We start from the raw sequence: 24,193 nt of genomic DNA, 5'->3' as shown, positions 1-24,193 counted from the left end.
GCGCAATCCGGTCCGCAGCCATTGCGATCCAGTTCATTGGACGATTCCTGCCCGCACCTGCAAGAAGGCTTTCATTCGCTGCGTGGCGAGTTCGGGCCTGATCAACACGCCACAGGCGTCCGCTTTCCGGAACACTTCGGCGAAATGCAGCACCGACCGCGCCGACTCCATGCCGCCGGCCATCGAGAAATGGTCCTGATGTCCGTTCAGCCACGCGAGGAAGACAACCCCCGCCTTGTAGTACTGTGTCGGCGAACTGAAGAGCTCACGCGACAGCGCCACCGTGGGTCGCATCGTGTTGTGGTAGGCCGCGATATCGTTTCTGGCCAACTGGCCCAGCGCTTTCGCCGCGACTGGTGCAATCGGATCAAATATGCCCAGTAACGCGTGCGATATGCCCGTGCTGTCACCTGCGATCAGATCGCCGTAGTTGAAATCGTCACCGGTATACATCCGCACGCCGTCCGGCAACTGGGCGCGAAGCTCGCACTCGTATTCGGCGTTCAGCAACGAAATCTTGATGCCTTCGATCTTGCCTGAATGCAGGCGGATGATGTCGAGTACAGTTGCCATTGCGGCGCGAACGTCACCACTGCCCCAGTATCCTGCGAGCGAAGCGTCGAATGCTTCGCCCAGCCAGTGAAGCACGACCTTGTTGCGGCTCTCGGCAAGTACAGCGTCATACACCTTCTTGTAGTCATCAGGCGATCGGGCTGCGGCGCACAATGCACGACTTGCCATCATGATGGCCCGGCCACCGGACGCTTCCACGACTTCGAATTGCTCCTTGTACGCCTGGATCACATCCGACAGGCTATGCCGCCGCCGGTCGTCCAGATGATCGGTGCCAGCACCGCAGGCTAGATCCGCTTCTGGGATAGTTCTCGCGTGCGCGATGCTTCGGCGAATGAGTTCGGATGCCGTCTTCCAGCCCAGACCCATGCCTCTTTGCGCGGTGTCCATGGCTTCGGCAACCTTGAAACCGAGGCCGTACAGATAGGTCCGAAACGCGAGCGTCCTGTCCCAATCGATCGCCGGCGCGTCCGACCACGGCTCATAGCCGAGCGCGGGATCAACCACGACATGCGCTGCAGCGTATGCCACGCGATTGAACTCACATTTCGACTCCAGCGTGATGTTCTCCTCCAAGGTCTTCAACGTATACGGATTCAATTCGCCATTACGGGTTGGCAGAAGGATTTTCATGGCTATCTCTCAGAAGGCGGTCGATGTCGGGATCTCGTTCGCACCTCGTTTGGCACGCACAGCGTTTGGCGCCGGGATGCGACCGAGGATATGATCGGCCGCCTTCTCCGCGACCATGATGGTCGGTGCATTGGTGTTACACGACGGAATGAGCGGCATCACGGAGGCATCGACCACGCGAAGTCCGTCAATGCCAATCACTCGCAGGTCAGGTGTGACTACGCTATGTTCGTCCTCAGGGCGCCCCATCCTGCACGTACCGACCGGATGGTGATCGGTCTTGGCATTGGCACACGCATAATCAAACAGCTCGTCGTCCGTGTTGACACGCGGACCGGGCAGGACTTCCGTCTGCACAAAACGCTTCAACGCGGGCTGATTCATTAACTCGCGCGCAAGGCGCAGGCCCTTGAGCGCTGCATGGCGGTCTTCCGGCTCCGACCAGTAGTTCGGGTCGATCAGCGGCGCTGTCGCAGGATCGGCACTTGCCAGACGTACGCTGCCGCGCGATTTGGGCCGAAGATATGCGGTATTCAAGGTGACGCCGCCATGGCGAAGTTTCGCCATGCCCGCTTCGATTCCTGAACCCAGGCCGAGATGGAACTGGATGTCGGGCGACCGGGCGTGTGTCGCGGCGATTCCGTCCGCATACCAGAAGCCGCCCGTCTCGAACAGGCTCGAAGCAACCGGGCCCTTCTTCAGAAGCAGGTACTGCAGGCCTGCCCACGCTGCATGCTGGAGTTTGTTGTACTTGTCGTACGTATGATCGCCAGTACATTCAGCGATGACAAACAGGTCGAGATGGTCCTGCAGATTTGAGCCGACGCCCGGCATGTCATGCACGACGGGTACACCCGATGACCTCAAATGATCAGCCGGGCCGATGCCTGATTGCATCAGCAGCTTGGGGGATCCAATGGCCCCGGAAGACACGATCACTTCGCGCCTCGCTCGCACAACAACTGGCGTGCGGTCGGTTCCACTGGCCAGTTCTACGCCGACTGCGCGCCCTCCTTCGACGATCACGCGCAGCGCCTGTGACTGTAACCTGACCGTGAGGTTCGGCCGCCCGAGGATCGGGTCAAGGAACCCGACGGATGCCGATGCGCGCCGCGCGTTGAACTGCGTCAGCTGATAGTAGCCGAGACCTTCCTGTTGAGCGCCGTTGAAGTCGGCGTTAAAAGGCATGCCCATCTCCTGACCTGCCTGGAAGAACGCTTCGCAGATCGGCAGAGGACTGATCGGATTTGACACGCCTAGCGGACCACCATAGGCATGATATTCATTCGCGAAGCGCTGATTGTTCTCCGATCGTTTGAAATAAGGCAGTACATCCCGGTAACTCCAGCCCGTTGCGCCACCCATGTTCTCCCACTCGTCGTAGTCCGCTGGCACGCCGCGCGTATAGATCTGCGCGTTGATCGACGAGCCGCCACCGATGACCTTCGCTTGTGTGAAGCGCAAGACCCGGTCCTTCAGATGCTTTTGAGGCACGGTATGCCAGCCCCATGACCCGATGCCTTTGGTCATCTTCGCAAAACCAGCGGGCATGTGAAAAAGCGGGTTCCGGTCGCCGCCGCCAGCCTCGAGCAGCAAAACCGTCACAGAAGGATCGGCGCTCAGGCGATTCGCCAGTACGCAACCGGCCGACCCTCCGCCCGTAATGATGTAGTCGTAGCTATCGGTCTTCATGCTGCTCACCTTCAAAAGGCAGAAATGGAGAGGCCACCATCAACCTGGAGCACGCTGCCTGTGGCAAACCGCAACGCACCGCCCGCAAGCTGGCCGACCGCCTTCGCGACATCGTCAGCCTCGCCCCAACGGTTCATGGGAACGAGCCCCTCCTTGAAACGCGCTTCATACTTCTGCGCAACCGCTTCGGTCATCGGCGTCCGGATAATCCCAGGCCGCACCTCGAAAACCGGGATGCCTGCATGAGCAAGCCGTAGTGCGAACAGTTTTGTCATCATCGGCAAAGCGGACTTCGAGAGGCAATACTCGGCCCTCTCAGGTGACGCCATCGTGGCTGATACCGACGAGACCGTGATAATCGCGCGCGGGCGATCTGGCTCTCCGCTCAACATATGGCGAGCAACCGCCTGAGTCATGAAGAAGGTTCCGCGCAGATTCACTCCAAGCACGGTATCGAACGCCTCAGAAGTCACATCCAGCAGATCACCACGCGCGGGCGAGCCGATTCCCGCGTTGTTCACCAGGCAATCCAGATCGCCGCACCACGCCAGCACCCGTTCGAGCACTCGCGTGTGTGACGCTACGTCCTGCAAATTCGCCTGGACAAAGAGAGACCGCCGTCCCTGGTCCTCAATCGCCCTTAGCGTCAGAGCGGTATCTTCGTCATCGACGACGTCGGTAATGGCCACGTCGTAGCCGCGCGACGCGAGCTCCACAGCGATCGCGCGCCCGATTCCGCGGCGGCCGCCCGTGACGAGCGCTGCGAGAGGTTGCATTGCGTCATCAGCCATGTAGGCCTCCGTCAAAAGCGTGATCTCCGCTAGCCGTGCGGCTGCGCGTCAGCTCCGAACGAAGGTGTTCGCCGACCCGTAGAGCCTGGGCTGCTACCGTCAGTGCCGGATTGACCGCAGCAGACGAGGGGAAAAAGCTCGCGTCAACGACGTACAGGTTCTGGTGGTCATACGCCTTGCAGAACGGATCGAGCGGCGCGGACCCAGCGTCATTGCCGAACCGGACCGTCCCACATTGATGGGACGGCGTGTCCTCGCCAAAGCGTCTGCTGACTACCAGCGGATAGCCCGCGTCCTTGAGCAGACGCTTCGCTTTCTGAACGAAGCGTTCATGCGGTTTGAGGTTGGTACGATTCCACGTAAGCTGGATATCACCGGACGACGTTAGCTCTACGCGACTATCGGCGCTCGGCAAGTCTTCCGACATCGCGTAAAGATCAACACTGTGACGGCTTATGTATTCCAGAAGCTTCCTCGGCACATACGGAAGCGCGCCACGAAGCATGGGTTCGCGGATTTTTCCCAGCATTTGCAGATTGCCCAGCGGCCACCGGTCATGCACGCCGCCAAAGTAGAAGTCGTTGACCGAAAGCGTCTTCGGAAAACGGGTGTCGTTGACCGTCTTCGGATCGATTGCCAGAATCGCGGTGCAGTTATGGTTCATGTAGTACCGCCCGACCGCTCCAGACGTGTTCGCAAGCCCGTTCGGAAATTTGTCGTTAGCCGAGGCGAGTAACAGAACGGCGCTATTGATCGCCCCTGCCGACAGCACAAACGTGTCGCCAGTGACCGTAAGCGGACCGTCCCGCGTCTGAACTTCGAGGCTCGAAATTCTTCGCCCTGTCGGGTCGGTCACAAGTCGTGTCGCGCGCGCGCCCGTCAGCAGGGACACGCCTCCTCGTTTCAGCGCGGGGCGCAACAGGCACATCTCGGCGTCTCCTTTCGCGTCAATGCGGCAAGGAAAAGCGTCACATGTGCCGCAGCGCACGCACGCGCCGCCGTCGCCGAAATCGACCGAAGCCGGCATAAAGAACGGATGCAGGCCCTGCTGCCTAAGCTTCTCCCGGAGCCTGCCAATCACAGGTTCGTCAGGTATCGGTCCATGACGATAATTGACGGATCTCGGCGGCTCGGTCGGATCCTGACCAGCGGACCCTCTCACACCGAACAGTTCCTCGGCCTGGTCGTAGTATTTTTCGAGGTCCTGGTACTTGATGGGCCACGCGGGCGACACGCCTTCCTCATGCGCGAGTTCTTCGAAGTCGGCTTCACGCAGCCGGAACATGGCGGTGCCGAAGAACTTCGTATGCCCGCCGACAAAGTAGTACTGGCCAGGGCGATAGCGCTCGCCGGCGCCGTTGAGCCAAGTGTCGCGCGTGCGATACCGGAGCTCGCCGAATACGGCTTCCGCATCCCAGTTCTGCAGTTCGCGGGGAAGATTGTCGCCCCGCTCGATCACAACGACACTGGCACCCGTACCGGCGAGTTGCAGGGCAATCGCGCTGCCGCCGACGCCCGAACCAACGATGACGACATCGGCATGCATCACGCTATCCTTTCTTCCGTTTGCGCATCGAAGAGGACCAGCTTCGACAGATCGACCCGCAGGTTGCAGTGCTCGCCCGGGCTATGCGGAATGTCGGCGCCCAGTCGGGCCGCGACTTCGACCCCGCCCATTTCAAGCGCCGCCAGCGTGTCCGGTCCCGTGGGCTCCATGACCAGCACCTTCACCGCTACCTCGCGCACCGCATCCGGGACCCGCGAGGATTCCACACCGATCGCTTCTGGCCGAAGGCCGGCAATCACCTTCTTGCCCGCGTATCGCGCGACTGCGGCGGACTGGTCCGGCAGATCAAGGCTAACCGCTGCACTGCCTTCGCCCATCGTCAGAACGAGTGTGTCGTTTGGGGCTGAGAGCACTGCCGGAATGAGGTTCATCGACGGGGAGCCCATGAACGTCGCGACAAAGGTATTGGCCGGCGTACTGTAGATCTCGGCTGGCGTGCCGAACTGCTGGATCACGCCCCCCTTCATCACCGCAATCCGGGTCGCGAGTGTCATCGCTTCGATCTGATCGTGAGTCACGTACACGATGGTCGCGCCGAGCCGTTGATGCAGCTTCTTGATTTCGGTGCGCATGTCAACGCGCAGTTTTGCGTCAAGATTGGACAGCGGCTCGTCGAACAGGAAGATTTTCGGGTCCCGCACCAGCGCCCGTCCCATGGCGACACGCTGCCGTTGACCGCCCGAGAGTTGGCCCGGGCGGCGCTTGATCAGGTGCTCGATCTGAAGCAGTCTTGCAGCGTCCGCGACGGCCTTATCCCTCTCCACTTTCGACACTTTGCGCATCTCGAGACCGAAGCTGATGTTCTGGCCGACCGTCATGTTCGGATACAGCGCGTAGCTCTGAAAGACCATCGCGATATCCCGCTCGCTGGGATGCAGGTCGTTCACACGGTCGTTGTCGATCCGGATCTCCCCGCCGGAGATAGTGTCGAGTCCCGCGATCAGCGACAGCAGGGTCGATTTTCCGCAACCGGACGGCCCGACAAGTACAAGGAAATCGCCATCGGTCACATCGATGTTGATGTTCTTCAGGATTTCCGTCGGGCCGTAGGCCTTGCGGACATTTGAAATATGCAGAGAAGCCATTTCCTTACCCCTTTACCGAACCGGCCATCATGCCGCGCACGAAATAGCGGCCGCCGATCACATAGACCAGAAGAGTGGGCAGCGCGGTAATCACGGCGGCTGCCATTTGAACGTTGTACTCACGCACGCCCGTCGACGTATTCACGATGTTGTTCAGTGCGACCGTAATAGGCGCCGTGCCGCCCGTCGTAAATGAAGCACCGAAGAGGAAGTCGTTCCAGATATTGGTGAACTGCCAGATCACCGTTACAGTGATGATGGCGCCGGAACACGGCAACAGGATGCGCAGGAAGATCCTGAAAAAGCGCGCTCCATCGATCATCGCGGCCTTCACGAGTTCATCGGGAAACGCGACATAGAAGTTACGGAAGTACAAAGTCGTAAAGCACAGACCGTAGACAATGTGCACGAACACGAGACCCGTAATGGACTGTGCCAGTCCGATCTTCCCGAGGAAGGTAGCCATCGGAATGAGCACGATCTGGAACGGGATGAAGCATCCGAACAGCACGAGTCCAAACAGGATGTTGTCGCCCTTGAATCTCCATTTGGTCAGCACGTACCCGTTGAGCGCGCCAAGGAAGGTAGAAATCGCAACGGCGGAAATGACCATCCTTGTCGAGTTCCAGAAAAACCCCTTCACGCCAGAACAATCGAGGCCAACGCAGGCTTCCCCCCAGGCTTTAAGCCACGGCTCCAGTGTCCATGCACGAGGCAACGCGAGAATGTTCCCGCTGTACACCTCCGAAAGAGGTTTGAACGACGTCAGCATCATTACCGCGAGCGGGATCAGATAGACCACGGCGAAAACCGCCAGTAGTCCATAGATCACGATCCTCGATACGTAGTTATGCTTGCCCATCACCATTTGCGGCGAGTCCCAGCCTTTTTTCAACATGACGATCTCCTGACTGGACTAATGCGAGCCGCTGCCGCTGCGCGGACGAAGCTCTGAATAGAGATACGGAACCATGATCGCGGCGACCGTGCACAGCATCATGACCGCACTCGCCGCTCCCATTCCCAACTCGTTTCGCGTGAAGGTGAATGAGTACATGAACGTCGAGGGCAACTCCGTCGAATAGCCGGGACCTGCGCCTGTCAAGGCCACCACCAGTTCATAGCTCTTGACCGCGAGGTGAACGAGGATGACGAACGCGGAAACGAAAGCCGGGCGCAGTTGCGGAATGATGATGCGTCGATAAATAGCCGGCATTCTTGCCCCATCGATCGACGCGGCCTTGACCATATCCTGATCGATACCCCGCAAGCCTGCGAGGAACATCGCCATAACGAAGCCGGACGCCTGCCACACCGCGGCGATGACCACGGTGTAAATAGCCATTCGATCATCGATGATCCAGTCGAACCTGAAACTGGTCCAACCCCAGTCGTGGAAAAGCTTCGTCAGCCCGAGACCGGGATTCAGTATCCATTTCCAGGCTGTGCCCGTTACGATGAAGGAGATCGCCATCGGATAAAGAAAGATCGCGCGCAGACCGCCTTCCGCCCTGATGCGCTGGTCGAGAAGAATGGCGAGGCCCAGCCCGATCCCCATGCACAGGACGACATACAGCGATGCATAGATTCCCAGATTGGTGACCGCAACGTGCCAGCGCGGATGTGTCCAGACGCGTCCGTACTGCATCAGGCCGCCCCAGTGCAGATTGGCAAACGCGCGTGAGCGCGTGAACGACAGGACCGTCGTCCAGACAATAAAACCGTAGACGAAGATCAGCGTCGTAATCAACGTGGGCGACAACACGAGCTTTGGCAATACCTGCTCGAACCGGTTTCTCAGGCTTGACCGGCGTTTGTCGTGAAGCTGGGATTCGTCCGTAGTACCTCGTGCCGAGGTATGGACGGTCCGGTGTGTAGTGTGCATGGCAACCACCTCTACTTCGGGAGCATCGGGTCTTCGCAGGGGCACGCTGGTGCGCCCCCGTGAGTTTTAAGACGGTGAACGGCCTACTTGGCGTTGTTGACAGCGTCGACCAGCTGTTTCACCGCATCGGCAGATGACTCGTTGGTGTTGAAGAAATGCGTGACGACGTCATAGACCGCGTTCTTCGGCCCATCGGGCATTGCGTGTCCGTGCGCGAAGCTGCCCACCATCGTGCCGCTTTTCAACGCGGAGCGAAGATCAGCCATCGATTTCTGGCCGCACTCGTCGAACCCATCGGAAGGCACATCGAGACGCGCCGGAATCGCTCCCTTGATCTGATTGAATTTCGCCTGGACGCCCTTGTCCATCACGGTCGACGCGAACGCATTTTCACCAGGCACGCTGGCATCGCTCTTTTTGAACGTCGCAAACTGGTCGGTATTGAAGATGAAGTCGCCCTGGGTGCCGGGATACTGGAAGCACAGGTAGTCGACATTGGCCTTCTTGCCGGCGTTCACGAACTCACCCTTCGCCCAGTCGCCCATGATCTGCATCGCGGCCTTGTCGTTGATGACCATCGACGTTGCGAGGTTCCAGTCACGCCCCGGGAAATTCGGATCGACCATACCGCGCAGCGCGCGCATCTGGTCGAATGCCTTTTCCATCGTCTTTGAGCCGAGCGCGGCAGGATCGAGATTGACAAGGGCTTGGGTATAAAATTTCGGGCCGCCGGCAGACATGACGGCACTATCGAAAATCGTCGCTTCCTGCCACGGCTGCCCGCCGTGGGCGAGCGGCGTGTAGCCAGCCTTGCGAATCACGGCGGCATCGGCAACCAGCTGGTCGAACGTCTGCGGCGGAGTCAGATGCAACTGATCGAAAATCTTCTTGTTCGCCCAGATCCAGTTGGTCCGGTGAACGTCGACCGGCACCGCTACCCAATGGCCATCGACCTTCGAGAAACGTTGAATCGGACCGGGCACGAGCTTGTCCCATCCTTCCTTTGCCGCGATCGGATCGAGGTTGGTCAGAAAATCCTGCGACGCGTATTCAGGAATGGTAAAGCCGAGCATCTGGATGGCGTCAGGCGGATTGCCGGATGCAACGCGAGCTTTCAGCACCGTGCGCGCTGCTTCGCCGCCGCCCCCTGCAATCGGCGCGTCCTTCCAGGCGTATCCGCGCTGCTTCAAACCGTCCTTTAATACCTCCAGCGCACGGGCTTCGCCGCCCGAGGTCCACCAGTGCATCACTTCGACGGATTTGGTGTCGGCCGCCGATACCGCGCTGCTGCCACTGACGGCGATGGCTGCCACGAGTGCAAAAAGTGTCTTCCTCAACATGTCTCACTCCAGATGGGTTGCTCTCTCTGATGGAGAGGGTTTTCAGTCTTTTTCCCGGCGGCCCCTTCCGCCCGAGGCTTATTTCCTGCCTGCTATTTCTTCGCCGGCAACCAGAGGTTCTTGCGTTCTCCGATATGCAGTTGAATCGTCTTCGTCTCCGTATAGTCCTCGACCGCCTGCTTGCCGAGTTCGCGGCCGACGCCGCTCGCCTTGAATCCTCCAAACGGGAGTTCCGGATATCCGTCGAGGAAGGTGTTCACCCAGATCGTCCCTGCGTCGACACCGCGTGCGACCTTCAGGCAAGTATCGATATCGCTGCTCCACACCGCGGCCGACAAGCCGTACGCCGTGTCGTTTGCGATTTCGATGGCATGATCCAGATCGCGGAACGCGATGACACTCAAGACAGGGCCGAAAATTTCCTCTCTTGCGACACTCATGTCTGCGGTGACATCGGTCAGGACGGTCGGCTGCAGATAAAGGCCGTTAGCACTTGCGTAACGCCCGCCGCCAAGTCGCACCTTCGCACCTGCCGAGACACCGGTCTCGATATGACCAAGGATGTCGTTCATTTGCTGTTCGCTGACGATCGCGCCGACCTTCGCATCAGGATGAAGCGGATCGCCGACAGGCATTTCGCGGGCGCGCTCGATAACAGCAGCGGCAAACCGCTCCACGATGGACTCATGCACCAGAACCCGGCTACCGCTGTTGCAGCATTCGCCGGCGTTGAAGTACACGCCGAACACGACCGCGTCGACCATGGCATCCCAGTCGCAGTCCGGAAAAACGATCTGAGGATTCTTGCCGCCCAGTTCCAGGGCGACTTTCTTGAGTTTCTTCGAGGCTACCCCGGCGAGCATCGACCCCACATGGGTCGAACCCGTGAACGAGAGCATGTCGACCCGCGGACTCTCGGCGAGAGGCTGACCGACGCGTGAGCCCTTGCCCGTCACGACATTCGCGACCCCGGCTGGCACGCCGGCCTCTTCAAGGATCCCCATCAACATGACGGTCGTGCCGGACGTCAGCTCGCTGGGCTTGATCACGCATGTGCAGCCCGCTGCCATCGCGAATGGCAGTTTCTGGCACAGGATCCACAGCGGAAAATTCCATGGCGTGATGATGCCGACCACCCCGATCGGCTGACGCAACACCAGTCCTAGCATGTCCTCGCCCAAGGTGTTGTAGGCGTCACCGCTGGTGGTGCGAGCAAGGCTCGCAGCGTACTGCCACAGATCGACGCAACCGGCGACCTCCGCGCGCGCCTGGGTGAGCGGCTTGCCGTTCTCCAGCGATTCGATTAGCGCAAGACGCTCAATCTGGGCCTGGATGCCATCCGCGATCGCCAGCAGCACGCGGGCACGCTCCGCTCCCTTCATCTTTGGCCAGGGGCCGTTGTGAAATGCACGATGGGCTGCGTCGATCGCCTCGTCGACGTCCTCGGGCGTCGCCACGGCATAGGTGCTGACCAGCTCGCCGTGAGCCGGACTGAGCCGCTCGACACGTTCGCCGCCACCAGCCTCGCGCCACTGCCCGTCGATGTAGAGGCGACCGTGATACACCTCGAAGTCAGTCTTATGAGACGCCACAAGCAAAGGCGCCAGTTCCGGGTTCATGTTTGCAGTCGTCATGTCAGTTACCCTCAAAGTTCGCCGGCCGCTTTTCGCGAAAGCTCAGCATTCCCTCACGCGCATCCGCGGTGGTTGCCGCCAATGCACCCGCCATTGCCTCAAGGGTGGCCGCAGCACCCTCGCCATTTGCCGCGTTCACCAGTTGCTTGGTCAGTTGCACCGACACGGGCGCGAGACGTGCGATCTGTTCGGCCATCTCCAGCGCGGCGTTCAATACACCGCCCGCTGACGCAAGCTCGTCGATCAGACCAATCTCGTGAGCGCGCGTGGAGTCGATACGTCTGCCGGTGAGCGCGAGCATCTTGACCTTGCTCGCCCCAATGATCGAGACAAGCCGTTGCGTGCCAGACCAGCCCGGACATGTCGCTATACCGGCTTCCGGAAGCGCGAAGGTCGCGGCAGGGTCTGCGATCCGGATGTCCGCCACTGCGGCAAGCTCCAGCCCGCCTCCGAGCGCGTGTCCATTGATAGCGGCAATGACCGGTACACGAAGCGCAGCCCAACGATCAAAGATCCTGTGTCCGCGCGGTACCCACTGACGCCACATATCAAGTGGCGTCAGCGCGGACCATTCATTGATGTCCGCACCCACGCAGAAAGCCTTCGTTCCCGAACCCGTCAGGACCACGGCGCGCACATCGGTCCACGTATCAAGCTCAGCGACGACCGCCTCCAGACGCATCAGCATTGGTGGGGTCAAGGCATTGAGCTTCTCGGGGCGGTTCAACGTGACAACAGCGACTGCGCCGCTGCGCTCGAACTGGATTGCATCGATATCAGCCACGACGTGCCTCCCCGAGTTGCAGGCCGTACGGCGATTCGCTGAAAATCGCCGCATTCATGGTCTTCAAATCCGGTGAAACAATCAGAGGAAAGTCCGCCTGCTCAAGCACGTCCTTGTTCAGGTCGATGCCCGGCGCCACTTCGATCACTTCAAGACCTTCCTTCGTGAGCCGCAGCACACAGCGTTCAGTCACATACAGCACCTGCTGACCACGCTGCTGCGCCATGCGGCCGCTGAATGTGACGTGGTCGACCTCGCCGACGAACTTCTTCGATTTGCCCTCCTGAAGGATCGTCAGCCGTCCGTGACCGACCTCCAGCTTCGCGCCGGCTGTGAAAAAGCCCGAGAAGACGAGCTTCTTCGCGTGCGTCGTAATGTCGATGAAGCCGCCACATCCGGCAGTCAGGTACGGCTTGCTGGGCAGCTTCGACACGTTCACGTGGCCGTTGCGGTCGATCTGCAGGAACGACAGCAGCGAAACGTCGAAGCCGCCTCCCTGGAAGTAGATGAACTGCGAAGGCGACGGCATGATCGCGTCGGCGTTTGCCGAGCAACCGAAGGCGAAGCCGAGCAGCGGCATACCGCCCACCGCACCCTGCTCGATGGCCCACGTCACCCGGCCGTTGAGTCCTTCTTCAAGGAGAATGCGCGGAACGTTGGCCGAAATGCCGAAGCCAAGATTCACCGCGTCTCCGTCTGCGATCTCCATCGCCGCGCGACGGGCAATCACCTTTTCTGCGTTCCAGTCGGCCAATGCAAATTCGCTGTCCGGAACCTTGATTTCGCCGCTGATCTCCGGGTCGTATTCGATCTGCGTCGTCTGTTTCTGCTCGGGGTCCACGACCACGTAGTCAACGAGGTTGCACGGAATATGCACCTGCTGCGTACCGAGCGACCCAGCCTTCACGACTCGCTTGACCTGGGCGATGACAATGCCGCCGTTATTGCGCACCGCAAGCGCCTGGTCGCGGCCGCCAAGCAGCGCGCCTTCGTGTTCGTAAGACAGGTTGCCCCGCTCATCCGCTGTGGTGGCACGCACGATAGCGACGCGCGGCACGATATTCGGAAAGAAGAGCCACTCCTCGCCCGCGAACGTGACCTTGGCCACGATCGGCTCGGATTCCGAGAGACTGTTCATTGCGCCGCCCTGCCGGTCCGGATCGACGAAAGTGTCGAGCCCCACCTTGGTGAGGACACCAGGGCGCTTCGCGGCCGCGTCCCGATGCATGTCAAACATCACCCCGCTCGGGAGGTTGTATGCGCGGATTTCGTTGTCGACGACCATCCGCCAGATGTCGGGCATCGGAAGACTCGACGGGCCACTGGGAAACGAACCGGCGATGATCGACTTGATAAGCCCGTGCTTTGCCAGATGGTCAATACCTTTGACGCCATACATGTCGCCGGCTGCGATCGGATGCAGCAGCGAAAGTGCTCGAGGATGGCCCTCGGTTTCAAAGCGCGTCCCGATCGCCGCCAGCATGGCGTCGGGGCAGCCAAGGCCACTCGACGAACTGACGGTCACAACGTCACCATCGTTGATCAGGCCTGCGGCAGTCGCCATCGAAATAACTTTGCTGGAACCCACAATAGATCTCCTCAAACTGACTCAGCGCGCGAACTGCTGCGGGACGGCGACGTGTGCACCGGTCGAAGCCGACTCCTGAAGCGCAAGCGCGCTAACCAGTGACCGGTATCCGTCCCCGCCGGTCGCTGCGGGATCCTCTCCGAGGAGAACAGCGCGATGGAACTGGGCGACCGCGGTGACATAAAGGTCCTGGTGGACGACCTCGATGATTTCGAAACCTGCTGCTGAACGCAGCTCGATTTCTCCAACGGCGCGCTGGGTCATCACGTCACGTGCGATGAGCGAGCCTTCGGTCCCGTGGACCTCGAGGCCGGTCGGTGCGTACGGCACGGTGAACGCGTCGTGTATCTGGGCAAGCACGCCGTTACTGAACCGGATGATTCCCATCACGCCGTCGGCGAGGCCGCGTGTACCCATGCTTCCGGACGAGGTCATCGCGCTCACTTCGACGGGTTCTGCATCCAGAATGAAGCGAAGGGTGTCGGCGTCGTGCACGGAGATGTCGAGCACGACACCGCCGCCCGCATCGGGGCGCTCGATTCGCCAGCCGCGCAGGTGCGGAGGCAGGGAGACCGCGTGGAAGACTCGCACGTAAAGTGGCGTGCCCACCGCGCCTGAACGGATGAGTTCGCGCAGACGGCGGTGTGTCGCTGCACACCGCAGGTGATGGTTCGTGCCGAGGATGACCTCATGCGCGGCGCACGCCTCGATCATCTGAGCGGCGTCAGCCTCTGAGAGCGCAAGCGGCTTTTCGCAGAGCACGTGTTTGCCGGCAGCGGCAGCCGCCAGTACCTGAGACAGGTGTTTTTCGTTGGTGCTGCTGATGTAGACCGCGTCGATGTCGCGATCGGCGAGGATCTCATCGAGGTTCGTGCCGGACTTTGAAATCCGATGCTTGTCGGCGAACTCGCGGGCGCGCCCGGCGCTGCCACTGACGACGGCTTCGATCGCGCCGTCCGGCTGCGACCGGATCGCGTCGACCATCCACTCGTCCGCTATGGTGCTGGCGCCGATCAGCGCCCAGCGAATATTAGTAGCCATTGTCTCTCTCCATTGGAACGTTCCAACTAGCGTTTATTGGATCGTTCCAACCAACTGTAGTAGACTCATTTCACCGTGTCAAACACTTTTTGGAACGTTCCAATTGTGCAAAGCAACATGAAAACCGTTCCGACGATTCAGGACATTGCAGCGGCTGCGGGCGTATCCAAGTCGACGGTCTCGCTGGTCCTTCAGCAGAGCCCAAAAATCAAGGCGGAGACGGCCGACAAGGTTCGGGCGGCGGCACAGCTCCTCGGCTACGTCTACAACCGCGGCGCAGCAAATCTGCGCGGGACCCGAAGTACCATCGTCGGGATGGTCATTAATGATCTGACTAATCCCTTCTTTGTCGAGTTGCTCGTCGCCATCGAGCGGGTACTCGCGCAGTCCGGATACACGACGCTGATGGCGCATACTGCCGAAAACGTCGCGACCCAAACCCGTGTTCTGCAATCGATGCGTGAGCAGAATGTGGCCGGCCTGATCATGTCTCCTGCGCTGGGAACACCTGAGCAACTGCCGGACGAGATCAAGTCCTGGGGAATTCCACTTGTCCTTGTCATGCGACCGATGGGCACGGATGTCGACACGGTCGGAGTCGACAACAGCTTTGGATTCGCTCTCGCGACGGAACATCTGATTGCTCAGGGCCACACACGTATCGCATTCGCCGGCAATCGAACCGGGTATGCGGTTGCGAACCAGCGCAGGCAGGGCTACCTCGCGGCGATGGCCAGTCATGCCCTCACTGTCGCCGACGAGTGGATCATCGATGTTGAACTGACTCCGGAGGGCGGTCGCAAGGCAGTCCGCGCCATCTTCGAGATGCGGCCTCGTCCGACGGCGGTGGTTTGCTATAACGACCAGGTTGCGTTTGGCGTGTTGCATGAGCTGGACCGAATGGGCAAACGTGCGGGCAAGGCGCTCGCGGTCGTTGGCTGTGACAATGTGGTGGCGGCAGAACATACCAATCCGCCGCTCACTACTCTTTCCGCCGGCGCGGACAAACTCGGCACGATCGCTAGTGAGACGCTGCTGGCCAGGCTCGATCCAGCGGCGGACGGAAAAGAACCACCCGTGCAGTACTTCGCCGTTCCGCAGCTAGTCGTCAGAGAATCAAGCGTGGGCTCCGCGGGGCGCCACCCGTCTCTGTCGATCGATCCCACCCGCACAGAACGTCGCGTTGCAGGGCAGCGGCAATAGACTTCTGCCCCCTTGATACATCGCGCGTCAGCCAGAGAGCCTGGCCGGATCTTTCGGGCCGCCTGGCTAACCCCGAACCGACCCAGGCTACCCGCCTACGAATCGGCGATTGCCTTGAACCCCCAGCGAGGGCGTTTCACAGCGTAAAGCCCATCTGGTCCTTGCCGAGTTCAGTCAGGTCTGCCTCCGCCGCACGTCCGACAAAGTCGACTTCGAAATTGTCCGCAGGAAAGTCCGGCGGGCTATCTCCGTTGAGAAAGGTCGGCAGCTGGCGTTTAAGGTAGGCGTCGTTCTTTGCACACGCTGGCGCAGCCGATATGTACATGACGTTGCTGTAGCCCTTGCCACGATGAGCATCTTCGACCGCGTGAATCACGTCGCTATGCCAGAAGACGGTGTCCCCTGCCTGCATCAGTGGAATGGAGGACAACGCTTCTTGAAGCGGACCATGCCACTCCCGCTTGATCGAAAGTGCGCGGCCAGGTAATGCGCCGCACAGATCGTCTTCTGGCACGTCATCCTGGAGAGCGCGCAACAACACATACACCATGGCGTTGGCAATTGGCACAAGCTGAAGCGTGCCGTCTCCCGGACCTTGCGGAGTGAGCGCTGTCCAGCCCTGGAAAGTACGGAACATCGAACAGACAGTCGGTGACGGAATCTCTCTCGCCTCGGGGCGATACGCGGCATCGAACGCGTCGTAGCGGCGCCAGTCGCCACTAAACACGTGTCGATAAACACGCCGGAAATTGTCGTCAAGCCAACGTTCGACTGACCCACCGTCGCAATGAGCAGACAGCCCGAGCGACTCCGAGCCGGGGGGGCGACGTCGCAGCCGGTCCGCGTACACCGGAACGCGGTCCGGATCGAAATGAACGCGCCCTTCGCTGTCGTGTTTCCAGAGACGGTTCAGAAAGACGCGCGTCTGAGTGAGTTCGGGCGCCTGGCGCGCTTCGACCTGAGGCTTCGACCAGTAAATGCCATAGATCTGGGGCTTGCTCGAAGCGAGGTTGCCGAAGTACTTGTCTTCTGCGCGATGCGCGAGTTTTTCGTCGAGGTCATTGGACTCGACATACTCAGCGACCTGCGCGTCCCAGCCTTCAGCGCGCTCGCGGCTGAACACGCCCCGGACGACGCAGGCCCCTCGATCCTTGATCGATGCGATCTGCGCGGCGCTCACCCGGTCAGCCGCGATATCCGCATACTGGATTTCAGGAATGACGGACTCACCGCGGGCACGCTGCGCCACGATGGTAGCGACCTTGCGCTGAATTTCAGCTTCGACCTGCTGGAATACTTCCTTATAGTTCGGAAGGCCGGCGCGCAACAGCTTTTTAGCCGCCCGAATAGCGGTCGGCAAATCGTCGATGTGAAGGGATTCCATGGTGGCGTCTCCTGGTGTTCTTTGATGACTGAAGCTTAGCCTGGGCCACGATGGACGGGTGATACAATAAGGTCAACTTCTTTGCGATTCCAGCCATGAAGCCTCTATACGAACATGTCGAGATGAGCGCCGGATGCTCCGTGCGGGTTTATCACCGGAAGCTTCCGCGTATTCCGTTCGAATGGCACCATCACCCGGAATATGAACTCACCTTGACGATGAATAGCCGTGGCAAGCGCTACATCGGTGACTCGATCGCCGGGTACGAGGGCGATGACCTGGTGCTCGTCCCGCCGGACTTGCCTCATACCTGGTCGTCGAACCGTTCGATCGACGACAGCGCCCCGCAGGTCGCCATCGTCATCTGGTTCGAAGGCGACTGGGCGCGACGACTGGCAGATTGCTGCCCCGAGTACGAAGCACTTCATCGGCTTCTGCGACGCGCTGCCTGCGGCCTTGCGTTCAGAGCGGAAGCCGGGGCAACGGTGCGTAGTCGACTCGAGGGTCTTTTGTCAGTGTCTCCCAGAGAGAGACTCAGCGTTGCGCTGGACATCCTGTGCACATTGGCCGATGAGGAAGCACGGCCACTCGCGTCCCCCAGCGCATTTGATCAGGGTAACGTGGGGCGGCCTTCCGGCCACGAGCCGGAGCGGATAAATCGGGCGTTAGCAGTTATCGAGGCACGGTTTGCCGAACGGCTGACACTGGCGGAATTAGCCGCCGCCGCAACCCTTTCAGAGCGCACACTCAATCGATATTTTGTTCAGCATATCGGCGAAAGTGTCGGGAAGTATGTGAGCCGTGTGCGAATCGGTCACGCATGTCGAATGCTCGCAGACACCTCATGGCCCGTGTCGGTTATCGCCGCGCATTCGGGATTTCCCAACGTTGCCAATTTCAACCGTCAATTTCGCGCACTAAAAAAGACGACTCCCGCAGCCTATCGGAAAGAGTTTGCGGGTCGGCCACGACATCAACTGAATGCCGCGTTGACACTGGAGGCGAGGTCGCCATCCCTGGACCGCTGATGAATGGCCTTCAGCTTGTGACTAAGCGGAGCGCTTGGCTCGCGATATCGTGTGCGACGAAGCGACGGCTCCGATTCCCCTGCTTTCGATGACCGCACGCGTGCGCTGGGAGGTTCGCGCCGCTGCCTCCCGGATCGATTCTACGAGCCGGTCCAGATTCGCAAATTCGAGGCGCTGCGTCGGTACGATCACCGCAAGCGATCCGACTGCTTCGCCCGAATCGTCCGTGAACAGCGGCGACGCCAGTGCAGAAACGCCGTTTTCCAGTTCGTCCCTCGACAGGTAAAAGCCCGCGCGTCGGATTTTGAGCAGCGACGCGCGAAACTCGTCGAGTGTCGTCCCCAAGCCGCTTTGCGCGATCTCTTCGGCATACTGATCGAACAGAACCGCCAGCTTGGCCTTCGGAAACGTGGACAGGATCGCTTTTGGAGCGGCGCCGAGAAACAGGGGCCGCGGACGGCCCCGGCCGTATCGGAGGTCAAGCGCCGCCTCGTGCGTTTCGCGATGCGTGTCAACGAGCTCGCTGCCGTACCAGCGCGACATCACCACATCGAAGCCCGAGTGTTCGCTCAACTCGCGCATGATCGGCTGGCCGATCGCAAGCAGCGGATCCGACACGCGCAGATGGTAATCAAGCTTGATGATGCGAGGGCCGAGACCATAGTCCCCGCCTGCAAAGCGGATGAGCAAGCCGGCGTCCACGAGCTCGCGCACATAGCGGTAAGCCGTTGGAATCGAGCAGTCGAGTTCGGTGGCAACGTCTTCGACGGACAGGAACGGCTTCGCCTCCGAAAACAGCTCGAGTATGGATAACAGTCTCGTGATGCTCGACATCTCTGTGCAGGGCTCCTCGTGTGTGAACGGATTATATCCGCGCTTATGCAAGCCCCATCCGCTCGGCCATTTCTGCCTGCCAGACGCTGCGCGGCCTGAACCCCGATAGCGCGCGCGCATGGTGTTCGACGGCCGCGATCAGTTCAGCGTCGGGCAAGTTGAAGTCGACAGGCACCCGCATTGGCTGATCGACATACCACGGCGTGTCGATGAAGAGTTCGAGGCGGTTGCCTTCGGGATCGCGCGCATAGATCGAGATCGCATTGCCGTGAGTGACGGGGTTGATTTCCTCCAGGCCTTCCGCGACGAACCGCTGGTAAAACTGCCTCAGCGTGGCAAGGCTGTCCGCTTCGAACGAAATCTGGTTGATCGGATTGAACGTCAAGTGTTCGGGGCGGCCGCTCGCGAGCACGATCTGGTGATGCACCGCGGGATCGCGGCTCAAGAACACGAGTCGCACAGTGCCGTGCGGCGTCTGCAGCGTTCCCCGATCCGTTACGGTGAACTCCAGCACCCGGGAATAAAAGTCCTCCAGCCGTGCCATGTCGCTCACATAAAAACCCATGTGACTCAGCGACAGGCCCGCTCGCGCTTGCTTCATACCGTTCATGCTTGTCTCCACATAGTGATAAACCCTAACAAAAAAGACGTTGTGTCCTTTGTTAAATTTAGTTTATTCTCAAAATAAGATAAATGCACAACTTTTTGAAGGATCGAAGCGCTGATCGCATCGACTTTTTATCCACTGGAGCATCAATGAAACTCGCCAGCTTTTCTACCCATCAAGGCCCCTCGTTCGGCATCGTTCGCGACGCAACCGTATTCGACCTCGGCAAGCGTCTTGGCGGCCGCTATGCGGATCTGAAAGCGCTGATTGCCGCCGATGCATTCGGTGAGGCCGCCCAGGCGGCCGAAGGTACGCAGGGCGACTACCCGCTGTCGGAAGTCACGCTGTTGCCGGTCATTACGAACCCCGGGCAGATCTTCTGTATCGGGCTGAACTATGCCGAGCACGTCAAGGAAACCAATCGCGAGACCACCGAGCAGCCGGTCATCTTCATGCGCGTGCCGGCTTCGCAGGTTGGCCATGGCGAGCCGATGCTGCGTCCGCCGGAGTCGCAGCAGTTCGACTACGAGGGCGAAATTGCCGTCGTCATCGGTCGCGGCGGACGGCGCATTGCCGAAGCCGACGCGTGGAATCACATCGCTGGCTACGCCTGTTACAACGACGGCTCCGTGCGGGACTGGCAGCGCCATACGAGCCAGTGGGGGCCGGGTAAAAACTTTTATCGCACCGGCGCGTTCGGGCCGTGGATGGTGACGAGCGACGAGATCGAACCCAACGCGGTAATGACGCTCGTCACCCGCCTGAACGGCCAGGAAGTACAACGCGCGACGACGCAGATGCTGATCCACGGCATCGCCAAACAGATCGCCTACCTGTCGACATTCACCCCGCTCTCTCCAGGAGATGTGATCGTGACCGGCACGCCCGGCGGCGTCGGCGCGAAACGCAACCCGCCGCTCTTCATGAAGCCGGGCGACGTGACGGAAGTGGAGGTTGACCGGATCGGTGTGCTGTCCAATCCGGTTGCCGACGAGTAACACCCGGCGCCGGACTCACGCTGTGCGTGCGCCCGGCGTCTTCCAGACGGACTCAGACATGTCAGATAAAACCATTTCGACGCACGCGTGTGATTACGACGTGGCAGTCATCGGCCTCGGGCCCACCGGCGCGACACTGGCCAACCTGCTGGCAATCGAAGGCTTGCGGGTGCTGGTGCTGGAGCGAGACAAGGACATTTTCGCGCTGCCTCGCGCAGTGCACTTCGATGGCGAATGCATGCGCGTGTTCCAGACCGTCGGCATCGCGGACTCACTGCTTCCCAAGCTGTTTGTCGGTCCCGGCATGACATTCGTGAACGCCGAGGGCACGTTGCTGATCAACTGGCAGCGCCCTACTTGCATCGGGCCGCATGGCTGGTGCGCGAGTTACAAGTTTCATCAGCCCGATCTCGAGAACGCGTTACGTGAACGCCTGGCCGGCCAGCCGAATGTCGATGTGCGCCTGCGTCACGAAGTGTTCGCGCTAGACGAGACGAGCAATGGCGTCCGGCTCCGCTTCGAAGACACGAGTTGCGGCAAGCTCGGCCATGCCACTGCCCGTTACGTCGTCGGCTGCGACGGCGCACGCTCGATTGCGCGGCGCTTCATGGGCACTGAACTCACCGATCTGAAATCGCATGAACGTTGGGTGGTCGTCGACGTATTGCTTGACACCCCTCGGCCCGACCTCGGCGATTACTCGATTCAATACTGCGACCCGGCGCGCCCGACCACCTACACGCGCGGGCCCGGCAATCGCCGCCGCTGGGAGATCATGGTGATGCCCGGCGATGATGCGGCACAACTCGGTTCTCATGAGTGGCTGTGGGGCAAGCTCGCTCGCTGGATTTCGCCGGCCGACGCACGCCTCGAACGTTCCGCCATCTACACCTTTCACTCGGTGGTGGCCAACGGCTGGCGCCGTGGACGACTTCTGCTTGCCGGAGATGCAGCGCATCAGACGCCGCCCTTCATGGGCCAGGGGATGGCGGCCGGCATTCGCGACGCGTCGAATCTCGCATGGAAGCTGGGTGCCGTCATCCGCGCAGAGGCGCCTGATACCCTGCTCGATACCTACGAATCCGAGCGCTCGCCGCACGTGCGCGAATTTATCGAAACAGCGGTACAACTCGGGTCCGTGATTCAGACGACCCGTCCGGAGCTTTCCAGCAGCCGCGACAGCGAAATGAGCGCAGCGATTCGCAATTTCGTCACCCCGCAACCGAAGCTCGGCCCGGGAGCCTGTCTCGATGAACCGTCAGGCGTTGTTGGACAAATCGCACCCCAACCCCGTCTGGCGGACGGACGCCTGCTGGACGACGTGGTCGGTTATCGCTTTGCACTCGTCGTGCTACCGGAGTTGCTCGCTGAATGTAGCGACATTTCCAGTCGCGCCGCGCAGGCTGGCGTCGAGATCGTCGCCAGCGAAGGGGTTGCCGTCCGTGAGTGGTTAGCTTCAACCGGCGCTTCGGCTGTGCTTATACGTCCCGACCGGTATGTGTATGGCGTCGCTCAGGAGGCGGAATCCTTGTGCTGTCTGCTTGAACACGCATTACCTGGCCTGCAGACAGAGAGCGCGTGACCTGGTAAGCCCGCAAAACGCGTTGAAGCGCGAGAGACATCGTTACCAACGCACGCACATCATTGGACACAGAAGCCAACAATCACTGGAGGAGTCATGGAGACAACCCGTAATCCGGTCGGCGGCGCCGACCAACCGCAGCCCCCCGGCCTGACATGGTCGCAGTGGAAGATGATTCTCATCGCGAGCCTTGGCGGCTCGCTGGAGTTTTACGATTTCATCGTCTACGGCTTTTTTGCGCATAACATCGCGGCCCAGTTTTTCCCGAATGCGTCGTCGCTGATCAGCATGCTCGCGACTTTCTCCGTGCTTGCGATCGGATACGTGATCCGGCCGCTCGGCGGGATTGTGCTCAGTAGCTGGGGCGACCGTTATGGCCGGCGTCCGGTATTCCTTGGCTCGATCATTGTGGTCACGACCGCGACCATCTGTCTGGGGCTGCTGCCCAACTACCAGAGCTGGGGCATGACCGCGTCGATCCTGTTGATCATGCTTCGCATGCTGCAGGGTTTTTGCGTCGGCGGAGAAATGCCCGGCGCCATCACCTATGCGGTGGAAGCGGCACCGCATCGCGCGGGCCTTGCCGCGGGCATCATCATTTGCGCGGTCAACGTGGGCGTGTTGCTGGCTACGTTCGTCAACCTCGGCATCCAGACCTACCTGTCGAGTGCGGATGCGGCGGCATATGGCTGGCGGATCGCGTTCCTGTTCGGCGGCGTTTGCGGGATTGTCTCCTACTGGATGCGCCGCAATCTGGACGAGTCTCCCGAGTTCAAGGAGATGCACGGAGCCGTAGTCAAACAACCGTTTCGCGAGACGCTGCGACGTCATGGCAAGGCCGTTGCGACGGGAGCGCTCACGATCGCGGTGATGGCCGGCGTCAACGGCATACTGTACGGTCACATGCCCGCTTATCTCGTGCAGCAGTTGCACTACGCGCCCCGGACCGCGGCGATTGCCCAGAACGCCTATCTGATTGTCAGCTCTTTCGGCCTGCTCGCTGCGGGCTGGTTCGGGGACAAGATCCCGCGCCGGTATCTCCTGCGCACGTCCGCGGCGCTATTGATCCTGTTGAGCTACCCGTTCTATCAAGCGCTCGTCAACCATACCGTCGATCCGGTCGTGCTATTTGTCCTCGCCGGCGTCGTTTTCTCACTGGCAAGCGGTACGTGGGCGTCGGTACTCGCCGATCAATTTCCTGTCCAGGTCAGATTCAGTGGAATCGCGCTTGCATACAACCTGTCTGTCGTCGTATTCAGCGGTTTTGCGCCGTTGCTGGCCACTCTACTGATTCGCCAGACCGGTTCCCTCGCAGCGCCAGCCTACTACGTTATGGGCGCATCCGCGGTCGCGCTGATTGCAAGCTGTGCATTGCCGATGGGAAGGTTCGCGGCCGAACCCATTTCGCAGGGAAATCGACTGAGCGGCGAATTATTGCGTTGACCGCGGCGAACGACTCGCGGTGCGGAAAATGCCCACGAACATACAACTGAACTGGCAGCCGGTGCCGTTCCTGACGGGCCGCGCGCATGCCGCATCCGCAGGGGAATCATGATGAAGAATGCGTTCGCTCAAACCGCCGTCGACGCAATGGAAAAACAACGCTGCGACGCTACGGTGTCAGGGGACATGCTGATACTGGCCTCGCTTCTCGACGACGAGTTGATGTTCGTTCACTCATCCGGCTGCGTTCATGGCAAGTCGGAGTATCTGACTTTCCTCGCCGAGAAGATCGACACGCGGCAGATTAAGCGGCCGCAGCCGCTCGCGTACCGGTTTCTGCCAGACATGGTGATTACGACGGGTCGGCTTGAGCAATCGCTGGTGCGCAGGACGGATGGATCTGAGGTCGAGATTCGCGCGCTCGTCACGCAGATCTGGATCCAACGCGAAGCTGTCTGGAAGCTATGGCACGTCCATTCCGGGCGTTTGCCGGACTGACGT

Annotated in this window: 21 protein-coding genes; 6 read left to right on the top strand and 15 right to left on the bottom strand. The window is 60.4% G+C overall.

Annotated features, from left to right (window positions below; all coding sequences use genetic code 11):
- Positions 1-33 precede the first annotated feature (33 nt).
- The 12 genes from OKW45_RS00890 to OKW45_RS00835 form a co-directional block, all read right to left on the bottom strand.
- Positions 34-1,206, bottom strand: a complete 1,173-nt coding sequence (locus OKW45_RS00890; RefSeq protein WP_018424423.1) for a dihydrodipicolinate synthase family protein — start codon at positions 1,204-1,206, stop codon at positions 34-36.
- Between the two features lie 9 nt (positions 1,207-1,215).
- Entirely contained in the window at positions 1,216-2,898 is a 1,683-nt protein-coding gene (locus tag OKW45_RS00885) for a GMC family oxidoreductase (protein ID WP_429465277.1), read from the bottom strand.
- An 11-nt stretch (positions 2,899-2,909) separates the two neighbouring features.
- Entirely contained in the window at positions 2,910-3,689 is a 780-nt protein-coding gene (locus OKW45_RS00880) for a 3-ketoacyl-ACP reductase (protein ID WP_429465275.1), read from the bottom strand.
- Positions 3,682-5,235 carry a GMC oxidoreductase gene (locus tag OKW45_RS00875; RefSeq protein ID WP_429465273.1) on the bottom strand — a complete coding sequence of 518 codons (1,554 nt, stop codon included), beginning with the start codon at positions 5,233-5,235 and terminating at the stop codon, positions 3,682-3,684. The genes OKW45_RS00880 and OKW45_RS00875 overlap by 8 nt, the downstream gene beginning before the upstream one ends.
- A complete protein-coding gene (locus OKW45_RS00870; protein ID WP_429465271.1) occupies positions 5,235-6,341 on the bottom strand; it encodes an ABC transporter ATP-binding protein in 1,107 nt (368 codons plus the stop codon). The genes OKW45_RS00875 and OKW45_RS00870 overlap by 1 nt, the downstream gene beginning before the upstream one ends.
- Positions 6,342-6,345: 4 nt before the next feature.
- Positions 6,346-7,203: a carbohydrate ABC transporter permease gene (locus OKW45_RS00865; RefSeq protein WP_409259172.1), complete on the bottom strand. Its 858-nt coding sequence runs from the start codon at positions 7,201-7,203 to the stop codon at positions 6,346-6,348.
- A gap of 54 nt (positions 7,204-7,257) precedes the next feature.
- Positions 7,258-8,226, bottom strand: a complete 969-nt coding sequence (locus OKW45_RS00860; RefSeq protein WP_429469179.1) for a carbohydrate ABC transporter permease — start codon at positions 8,224-8,226, stop codon at positions 7,258-7,260.
- A gap of 83 nt (positions 8,227-8,309) precedes the next feature.
- Complete coding sequence (locus OKW45_RS00855; RefSeq protein ID WP_429465269.1) at positions 8,310-9,566, bottom strand: ABC transporter substrate-binding protein; 1,257 nt, start codon at positions 9,564-9,566, stop codon at positions 8,310-8,312.
- 92 nt (positions 9,567-9,658) lie between these two features.
- Positions 9,659-11,185 (bottom strand): aldehyde dehydrogenase family protein, encoded by a 1,527-nt coding sequence (locus OKW45_RS00850; protein WP_429465267.1) that lies wholly within the window; start codon positions 11,183-11,185, stop codon positions 9,659-9,661.
- Between the two features lie 16 nt (positions 11,186-11,201).
- On the bottom strand, positions 11,202-11,984 hold the full coding sequence (locus tag OKW45_RS00845; protein WP_429465265.1) for an enoyl-CoA hydratase/isomerase family protein: 783 nt from the start codon (positions 11,982-11,984) through the stop codon (positions 11,202-11,204).
- The gene (locus OKW45_RS00840; protein WP_429465263.1) at positions 11,977-13,548 is read right to left on the bottom strand and encodes an acyl CoA:acetate/3-ketoacid CoA transferase; all 1,572 of its coding nucleotides are present in this window, start codon (positions 13,546-13,548) and stop codon (positions 11,977-11,979) included. Before OKW45_RS00840 ends, OKW45_RS00845 begins: the two co-directional genes overlap by 8 nt.
- Before the next feature lie 45 nt (positions 13,549-13,593).
- Positions 13,594-14,613, bottom strand: a complete 1,020-nt coding sequence (locus tag OKW45_RS00835) for a Gfo/Idh/MocA family protein (RefSeq protein ID WP_429465261.1) — start codon at positions 14,611-14,613, stop codon at positions 13,594-13,596.
- Between the two features lie 117 nt (positions 14,614-14,730).
- Between OKW45_RS00835 and OKW45_RS00830 the strand changes: the two genes are divergently transcribed.
- Entirely contained in the window at positions 14,731-15,816 is a 1,086-nt protein-coding gene (locus OKW45_RS00830) for a LacI family DNA-binding transcriptional regulator (protein WP_429465259.1), read from the top strand.
- Positions 15,817-15,952: 136 nt separating this feature from the next.
- Here the strand turns inward: OKW45_RS00830 and OKW45_RS00825 are convergent, their stop codons facing one another.
- Positions 15,953-17,200 carry a DUF1479 domain-containing protein gene (locus tag OKW45_RS00825; RefSeq protein WP_429465257.1) on the bottom strand — a complete coding sequence of 416 codons (1,248 nt, stop codon included), beginning with the start codon at positions 17,198-17,200 and terminating at the stop codon, positions 15,953-15,955.
- 95 nt (positions 17,201-17,295) lie between these two features.
- On the opposite strand from OKW45_RS00825, the gene OKW45_RS00820 reads away from it, so the two are divergent.
- Positions 17,296-18,228, top strand: coding sequence for a helix-turn-helix domain-containing protein (locus tag OKW45_RS00820; RefSeq protein WP_429465255.1), 933 nt, complete (start codon positions 17,296-17,298; stop codon positions 18,226-18,228).
- 21 nt (positions 18,229-18,249) lie between these two features.
- Here the strand turns inward: OKW45_RS00820 and OKW45_RS00815 are convergent, their stop codons facing one another.
- Both OKW45_RS00815 and OKW45_RS00810 read right to left on the bottom strand, forming a co-directional pair.
- Positions 18,250-19,062, bottom strand: coding sequence for an IclR family transcriptional regulator (locus OKW45_RS00815; RefSeq protein WP_018424408.1), 813 nt, complete (start codon positions 19,060-19,062; stop codon positions 18,250-18,252).
- 43 nt (positions 19,063-19,105) lie between these two features.
- Positions 19,106-19,672, bottom strand: coding sequence for a VOC family protein (locus tag OKW45_RS00810; protein ID WP_018424407.1), 567 nt, complete (start codon positions 19,670-19,672; stop codon positions 19,106-19,108).
- A 146-nt stretch (positions 19,673-19,818) separates the two neighbouring features.
- On the opposite strand from OKW45_RS00810, the gene OKW45_RS00805 reads away from it, so the two are divergent.
- The 4 genes from OKW45_RS00805 to OKW45_RS00790 all read left to right on the top strand — a co-directional run bounded on the left by OKW45_RS00805 (position 19,819) and on the right by OKW45_RS00790 (position 24,190).
- The gene (locus OKW45_RS00805) at positions 19,819-20,667 is read left to right on the top strand and encodes a fumarylacetoacetate hydrolase family protein (protein WP_429465253.1); all 849 of its coding nucleotides are present in this window, start codon (positions 19,819-19,821) and stop codon (positions 20,665-20,667) included.
- A 58-nt stretch (positions 20,668-20,725) separates the two neighbouring features.
- Positions 20,726-22,249: a bifunctional 3-(3-hydroxy-phenyl)propionate/3-hydroxycinnamic acid hydroxylase MhpA gene (mhpA, locus tag OKW45_RS00800; protein WP_429469177.1), complete on the top strand. Its 1,524-nt coding sequence runs from the start codon at positions 20,726-20,728 to the stop codon at positions 22,247-22,249.
- Between the two features lie 96 nt (positions 22,250-22,345).
- Complete coding sequence (locus OKW45_RS00795) at positions 22,346-23,692, top strand: MFS transporter (protein WP_018424404.1); 1,347 nt, start codon at positions 22,346-22,348, stop codon at positions 23,690-23,692.
- Between the two features lie 108 nt (positions 23,693-23,800).
- Positions 23,801-24,190, top strand: coding sequence for a nuclear transport factor 2 family protein (locus OKW45_RS00790; protein WP_429465252.1), 390 nt, complete (start codon positions 23,801-23,803; stop codon positions 24,188-24,190).
- Positions 24,191-24,193 lie beyond the last annotated feature (3 nt).

The organism is Paraburkholderia lebeckiae (assembly GCF_050436225.1).
In the GTDB taxonomy this organism is placed as follows: Bacteria; Pseudomonadota; Gammaproteobacteria; order Burkholderiales; family Burkholderiaceae; genus Paraburkholderia; species Paraburkholderia tuberum.
The sequence above is the reverse complement of the archived record's forward strand: the minus strand, read 5'-3'. Positions and strand labels throughout refer to the sequence as shown.